Genomic DNA, 6,275 nt, shown 5'->3' with positions numbered 1-6,275 from the left:
CTTCGGGGCGCCGTCGCCGCTGTACCAGCTGTCCTTGTCGAAGATGTGGCGGGAGTAGAGATCCTGGTGGAAGTCGGGGTACACCCGGATTCCGGCGTCGAGGAACGCCTTCATCTGGGCGGTGACCTGCTCCAGGTACGCGGTGTCCACCTCGCCGGGCCGGGGTTCGGCGTGGGCCCAGGAGAGCAGGAAGCGCACCGAGTTCGCCCCGGTCAGGTTCCGCATCGCGGCGGCGGACTTCCGGGCGTCGGCGACGCGGGCGAAGGGGAGGCCGTTGTTCTCCTCCAGTTTGGTCTCGCCGGAGACATTGAAGCCGCGGAGCACGACCTCGCGGCCGTGGCCGTCGACGAACCGGGTCCCGTCCGTGGTCACCTCGTCCGCGGCCCGCCCGTCGAACCAGGGCGCCTCGGCCGCGGCCGCCGGGGAGCCCGGGGCCACGATCGCGGCCACCAGCAGAACGGCCGCCCCGAGCAGCCCTGTACGGCCCGCTCGGGACCGGCCGTTCCGTATGCCTGAAGTCGCGATGCCTCGCGTCGCATGCGTCGCCATGGACACTACCGTCCAGTAGACATGAAGAATCGTCAACTAGCGGCGGTCAGCGGATCGTTCGGCGTTCGCGACGCATCGGGACAATCGGGTTACCGCGGGAAACCACTGCCCAGGGCCGCGCCTGCTTCCGGGGCGCCGAGCCCGTCGGGGCCGAAGGAGACGATGCCGTCGGTCGTGAGACCGGCCGACGAGCCGCGCAGCGCCCAGGCGGCACCGCTGGAGGTCTGGGCGCCGTCCTCGCCGGGGGCACCCACGGACAGGTCGGCCTTGCCGTCGCCGTCGGTGTCGGCGTGCTGGACCGCCGCGCCGAAGTAGTCGCCCGCCTCCGCGACGCCCGGGACCCCGGCGGTGTCCTGGGTGAACGCCTGCGCACCGGCGCCGGACAGCCCGCCCGAGCCGCCGTACAGCTGGACGACACTGCCCGCGTCCTTCTGACCGGCCTCCAGGTCCTCGTACGGGATGCCGACCGCGACGTCCGCGTAGCCGTCGCCGTTGACGTCGTCGGCGCTGAGCGAGGCGCCGAACTGGTCGCCGTCCTCGTTGACGCCCGGCACGCCCGCGGTGTTCTGGTCGATGGTCGCGGTGCGGGTGGTGCTCGGGCCCGAGGCCGTGCCGTAGAGGACCTTCAGGGTGCCGTGGTCGTACGGGAGGTTCTCTACGATGTCGTCGGGGACGGTCCGCAGGACCAGGTCGCCGTGGCCGTCCTTGTCGACGTCGCCGATGGCGGCGGAGGCGGCGTCCGTGAGGTTGACGGGCTTCGCCAGCTCCGCGCCACCCTTGAAGAACAGGGTGGACTGCGACATCTCCTCGAAGGCGTGGGTGGAGACGAGGTCGTCCTTGCCGTCGCCGGTGATGTCGCCCGCGGTCAGGCTGGTCGGCACGTCGAACCGGCCGGTGTCGCCGACGGTACTGCCCGCGTCCTTGCCGTCACGGGTGAACGGGCCGAAGCGGACGCGCAGTCCGGCCGACTCGTCGTCAGTGCCTTCGTTGAGGGTGACGGTGTCGACCAGGTCGGCCTGGCCGTCGCCGTTGAAGTCGCCGCCCGCGATGGCGCTGTAGCCGAACGAGTCGCCGTCCCCGGCGGGCAGCTCGGTGCCGCCGGTCAGCCCGTTCACCGAGCCCCACAGGACCGTGACGGCGGGCTTGTTACCCGTCTGGACCGCCAGATCGGTGTATCCGTCGCCGTCCAGGTCGCGGGCCACGGTGGTGTCCCCGAAGCGCGCGGACGCGGCGGGATCGCCCGGGACGCCCTCGGTGGCCTGGCTGACGACCTGTCGGTGACCGGTGTTCGCACCCGAGGCCGAGCCGTAGACGACGGCGACGTAACCGGCCTTGGCCTGGCCGCCCACGGTGCCGCTCGGCGCGGAGACGGCGAGGTCGGCGTAACCGTCCTTGTTGAAGTCGACCCGTGGCGCGGAGGCCGCGGCGGTGGTGCGCCCTTCGGCGGCGCCCGCCGAGGGGGCGGCGAGTAAGAGGGGGGTGGTCACAAGCGCGACCACCGTCGCGCAGCGCGCGACGGCGGAGAGAGAACGGGATCGCACAGATCCTCCAGCTCGTTGGTGAGCGTTTACCTCATGTACACCCACCAGGACAGCCGGAGTCGCCGAACGGTTGCGCACGCCCCCCTAGGGGATCCCCTAGGGGGGCGTCTCGTCGATCAGTTCGAGCCCCTTCCCGCAGTGTGCCCCGGTCACCGGTTCGCTGCCCACTGCCGTACGCCTGCGGGACGCGACGCTGCGCTCGGTGGAGACCCTCCCGGGCGTCGTGGCCTCCGCCGAGGCGAAGGAGTCGTTCCTGCGTCGGGTGGTGCGCACCCGGGTGCCGGAGGTCGTCACCGCCGGACTGGCCGGGCGCGACGATGGCGCCCTCGAGGCCGAGGTGAAGGCGACCGGGCGGCGCGGGCCGGTTACGACGCCGTGCAGGTCTGGGTGCAGGGCTTCGGCGAAACGTCGGACGCGGCCGCCCGGCTCGTCCGGTACGCGCGCTCCCTCGGCCTCGACGTGATCGTGCCGCTGCTGATGGTTTCGTACCTCACCGAGGATGCGCACGAGGAGGCCGTCACCGTGCTGACCGGAGCCGGGGCCACCGAACTGACACTGTTCGACGGGCCGGGTGCGATGAGCCCGGAAGCGTACGCCCCTCTGGTCCACCGCACCCGGACGCTGGCCCCGGACGTCGAGGTCGGACTGCATCCGCACAACACCTTCGGCCTGGCCGTGGCCTGCGCAGTGGCCGCGGTACGGGCCGGAGCAACGGCCGTCGAACTCTCCGTCAACGGCTACTGCGGTGGTCCCGGCAACGCCGACCTGGCCGCCACGGCACTCGCCTTCGAGGCCCTGTACGGGATACACACCGGCATCAGCACCGAACTCCTGACGGGCCTCGCCCGCTCCGGCCAGGAACTGACGGGCTATCGCACCGCCTGGAACCACCCGGTGACCGGAACCCACGCCTTCTGCTGGGGCGGCCTGGACATCATCACGCAGGAGACCGGCATCGACCCGGTCGACCCCGTCGCGGTCGATGAACTGCTCGTATCCGCAAGAGAGTTGATGTCACGCGAAAACCGGTTGCTCACGGACGAAGACCTGGTGGCACTCTCCCGGGAGCTGCCGTGACACACCGCCTCCCGCTCCTCCGCCCCTCCACCCTCGGGCCCGGCCAGCGAGCGCTGCACGAGGAGATCACCGGTGGCCCCCGCGCGGCGGGTCCGCAGCCCTTCGCCCTCACCGATGCCGAAGGGCGGCTGCACGGCCCGTTCAACGCCATGCTGCTGAGCCCCGCCCTCGGCGGCGCCCTCCAGAGCCTGGGCACCGCGATCCGCTACGCCTCCCACCTCACTCCGCGCATATGGGAGACGGCGATCCTCGTGGTGGCCACGGCCTGGGACAGCGCCTTCGAACGACACGCCCACGAGCGGACCGGCGCCGCCGTCGGCCTCACCGAGCCCTGGACGACGCGCGGTACGCGGAGCTCCGAGCCGCCCTCGGCGAACGCGCCCTGTTCGAACTCTCCACCTTGGTCGGCTACTACGGCACACTGGCCCTCCAGCTACGGCTCTTCGCGGTGGACGCGGCACCGGCACCCTAGGCGACCGTGAGCACGATCTTGCCTTGGATATGCCCCCGGGCCGCCCGTTCGTGCGCCGCTCGGGCATCCGCCAGCGGAAACGTGCTGTCGATCGCGACGCGAACCGTGCTCGCCTCGAGCAAGCGCCCCACTTCGGCGAGCTGGGCGCCGTTCGAGCGCACCTGGGTGCCCGAGACCGTGACGCCCAGCTTGGCGGTCTCTTCGTCGTCGAAGTCGCCGAAGAACACGGGGAACAGGGAGCCGCCACGCTTGAGCGTACGCAGGAAGCGGCTGCTCTCGTGGCCGCCGACGGCGTCGAGGACGAGGTCGACGTCGTGCACGAGTTCCTCGGGACGACTCTTGGTGTAGTCGATGACCTCGTCGGCACCGAGATCGCGCAGGAATGATTCATGCGTGCCCGATGCCACCGCGATGACCCGTACACCCTTCCACTTCGCCAGCTGTAGCGCGAAGTGGCCCACGCCGCCCGCGGCGCCGTTGATGAGCACCGTCGTGTCGGCGTCGAGCGCCACGGGACGATGCCGCGCCGCTTGGAAGGGCGACGGGTGATCGTGTCCGAGCTCGATGAGGAACTGCCACGCCGTCAGCAGGGCCATGGGCGCCCCGGCGGCGTGCACGTGATCGACGCCCGTCGGCTTGCGTGCGAGGTCCGACGCGGGCGCGGCCACGTACTCGGCATACGCGCTGCCGTCGAAGCTGGGAAACCGAAGGAGGCCGAAGACTTCATCACCGATGGAGAAGCCCGCCACGTCGGCGGCGACGGCCTCGACGACGCCTGACACGTCCGTCCCCGGAATCACGGGCAAGCTGAACTTCGGCCTCGTCTCCGGAGGCAGGTTGGTCAGCCCGTCGCGCAGGTACCAGTCCGGAGGATTGACGCCGACCGCGTGCACGCGAACGAGCACCTCGCCCGGCCCCGGCTCGGGAACCGGCACCTCCTCGTCACGCAGAACCTCAGGGCCGCCGTGCTTATGCAGACGGATCGCCCGCATCGTGTGTGTCGACATCGTCTTCTCCTGCCCCTACCACGGGATACGCTGATCGGATCAGTGATCCAGGTATCCGGATCACTGATCCGAATCATACATATGGATCACTGATCCGGAAAGCAAGAGGGAGCGATGCGGGCCGACGCCAGGAAGAACCGCGACCACCTACTCGCAGTTGCGGGCGCCGTCATCACCGAGCAAGGCGTCGACGCGTCGATGCGCGACATCGCACGCAGGGCCGATGTGGGACTCGCGACGCTGCTTCGCCACTTCTCGACGCGTGAGGCGCTGTTCGAGGCCTTGCTCCGTACGAGCTTCGACGAGCTGACGGCAAGGGCGGGCGAGGTCGAAACGTCGAGCCCGCCCGACGATGCGCTGGTGTCGTGGCTGCGCGACTTCGTCGCATGCGCGCACAACTATCGCGGCGTGGTGGCATTGATGGTGGCTGCCATCGAGGACGCGGAGTCCGCACTTCATACGTCGTGCGTCACGATGCGCGCCGCCGGCACGCGACTCCTTGTCCGCGCCCAGGCGGAGGGCATGGCGCGAACCGACATCGACGGCACCGACCTGTTCGCGCTGGCCGGGTCGCTCGCGTGGCTCAGCGATCAACCCGCGCTCGCCCCACGCGCCGATCATCTCTTCGAGGTTGTCGCGAGCGCGATCCTGACGAAGCCGGCGAGCACGACGCCATAGGCATCCCCTATAGCACCCGCTGATATTTGGTCTTTGCCTCTCGTTCTTTTACGTACGTACCGTGAAACGGCTCGACGAGGTGCTCACCGCGCCTCTTCTTCCGTCGAGCGGACAAACGCATAATTGAGAGGACCGGTGGCATGACCACGATCGAGAACGGATCAGGAACGCGAGAATTGGCGGGGAAGCGGGCCCTGGTCACGGGTGGTTCTCGCGGAATCGGAGCGGCCGTCGTGCGCCAACTCCTGGACGCGGGCGCCGAGGTGCTCACGACCGCCAGGTCGGCGACGAGCACGGCGCCAGTGGGAGCCACCTTCGTGGAGGCCGACGTGCGGACCCGGGCCGGAGCGGAAGCGCTCGCCGCGGCCGCGCAGGAGGTACTCGGCGGGGTGGACATCCTGGTCCACAACGCGGGTGGGGCGGCTCCGCACGCGGGCGCCGCGGCCATCCCCGACGAGGAGTGGCAGGACGCGCTGGACTTGAACTTCCTGGCGTCGGTGCGGCTGGACTCGCTGCTGGCACCGGGGATGCGGGAGCGGCGTTCGGGGGTGATCGTGCATGTCTCCTCGGCCGCGGTCACCCTCACGCCACCACCGTTCTTGCACTACGTGGCGGCGAAGGTGGCGCTGGAGGCGTACAGCAGGGGACTGGCCGCGGAGCTGGCCCCGTTCGGAATCCGGGTGAACACCGTGTCTCCCGGCAGAACCGCCACCCCCGGCGGTGAAGCAACGCGGGAGCAGTGGGCGCGCCTGGACGCGGGGCCGGGCCAGGACACCACCACTCCCCCGCTGGGGCGCGATGGCCAGCCCGATGACATCGCCCACGCGATGCTGTTCCTCATGTCCGACCGGGCGAGTTGGCTGACCGGGAGTAATTTCGTCGTGGACGGCGGAGAATTCCCCAGGGGCTGACACCGACGGAATTCCAGAACGCCACTCCCGGCAAGATACA

General features: G+C 70.1%; 7 protein-coding genes and 1 pseudogene. 4 read left to right on the top strand and 4 right to left on the bottom strand.

The window, feature by feature from the left end:
- From SSOG_RS54515 to SSOG_RS54510, 3 genes and pseudogenes are all read right to left on the bottom strand, one after another.
- A pseudogene (locus SSOG_RS54515) lies at positions 1 to 549 on the bottom strand (endoglycosylceramidase); the annotation flags it as partial.
- Positions 550 to 638: 89 nt separating this feature from the next.
- Positions 639 to 2,036 (bottom strand): FG-GAP-like repeat-containing protein, encoded by a 1,398-nt coding sequence (locus SSOG_RS44270; protein WP_245606525.1) that lies wholly within the window; start codon positions 2,034 to 2,036, stop codon positions 639 to 641.
- A 150-nt stretch (positions 2,037 to 2,186) separates the two neighbouring features.
- Positions 2,187 to 2,384: a hypothetical protein gene (locus SSOG_RS54510; RefSeq protein WP_039940222.1), complete on the bottom strand. Its 198-nt coding sequence runs from the start codon at positions 2,382 to 2,384 to the stop codon at positions 2,187 to 2,189.
- Positions 2,385 to 2,465: 81 nt separating this feature from the next.
- On the opposite strand from SSOG_RS54510, the gene SSOG_RS44260 reads away from it, so the two are divergent.
- Positions 2,466 to 3,167: a hypothetical protein gene (locus SSOG_RS44260; RefSeq protein ID WP_039940221.1), complete on the top strand. Its 702-nt coding sequence runs from the start codon at positions 2,466 to 2,468 to the stop codon at positions 3,165 to 3,167.
- Entirely contained in the window at positions 3,164 to 3,649 is a 486-nt protein-coding gene (locus tag SSOG_RS44255; protein ID WP_009720856.1) for a carboxymuconolactone decarboxylase family protein, read from the top strand. The genes SSOG_RS44260 and SSOG_RS44255 overlap by 4 nt, the downstream gene beginning before the upstream one ends.
- On the opposite strand, the gene SSOG_RS44250 is transcribed toward SSOG_RS44255, so the two are convergent.
- A complete protein-coding gene (locus tag SSOG_RS44250) occupies positions 3,636 to 4,646 on the bottom strand; it encodes an NADP-dependent oxidoreductase (protein WP_009720855.1) in 1,011 nt (336 codons plus the stop codon). The two genes, SSOG_RS44255 and SSOG_RS44250, sit on opposite strands and share 14 nt — an antisense overlap.
- 114 nt (positions 4,647 to 4,760) lie before the next feature.
- Here SSOG_RS44250 and SSOG_RS44245 point away from each other — a divergent pair, with 114 nt between their 5' ends.
- Both SSOG_RS44245 and SSOG_RS44240 read left to right on the top strand, forming a co-directional pair.
- A complete protein-coding gene (locus SSOG_RS44245; protein ID WP_009720854.1) occupies positions 4,761 to 5,324 on the top strand; it encodes a TetR/AcrR family transcriptional regulator in 564 nt (187 codons plus the stop codon).
- A 140-nt stretch (positions 5,325 to 5,464) separates the two neighbouring features.
- Entirely contained in the window at positions 5,465 to 6,235 is a 771-nt protein-coding gene (locus tag SSOG_RS44240) for an oxidoreductase (RefSeq protein WP_009720853.1), read from the top strand.
- The last annotated feature ends 40 nt before the right edge of the window (positions 6,236 to 6,275 follow it).

The organism is Streptomyces himastatinicus ATCC 53653 (assembly GCF_000158915.1).
GTDB classification, from domain to species: Bacteria; Actinomycetota; Actinomycetes; order Streptomycetales; family Streptomycetaceae; genus Streptomyces; species Streptomyces himastatinicus.
This window is presented reverse-complemented; position numbering and strand designations above follow the sequence as displayed.